General features: G+C 74.3%; 1 protein-coding gene. It reads right to left on the bottom strand.

Annotated features, from left to right (window positions below):
* Positions 1 to 253, bottom strand: a 253-nt coding sequence (locus tag AE652_RS21455) for a ketoreductase domain-containing protein (RefSeq protein ID WP_049653972.1), incomplete at both ends; no start/stop codon positions are given.

The raw sequence follows: 253 nt of genomic DNA, 5'->3' as shown, positions 1-253 counted from the left end.
GAGACCGCCGGCAGACCGCGCTCACGACGCCACCCGGCCAGACCGTCCAGGAACCCGTTCGCCGACCCGTACAGGCTCTGCCCGGCGTTCCCGAAGACACTGGCGCCGGAGGAGAACAGGACGAAGGCCGCCAGACCCAGGCCCTCGGTCGCCTCGTGCAGGTGCCAGGCCGCGTCCGCCTTCGGCGCGAACACCTCCCCCAGCCGCCCTGCGGGCTGCCCCTCGAACACACCGTCGGCCAGCGCACCGGCCG

The sequence above is a fragment of the Kitasatospora sp. MY 5-36 genome, assembly GCF_001182915.1.
GTDB lineage: Bacteria > Actinomycetota > Actinomycetes > Streptomycetales > Streptomycetaceae > Kitasatospora.
Note: the sequence above shows the minus strand (reverse complement) of the source record. Positions and strands in the feature narration are given on the sequence as shown.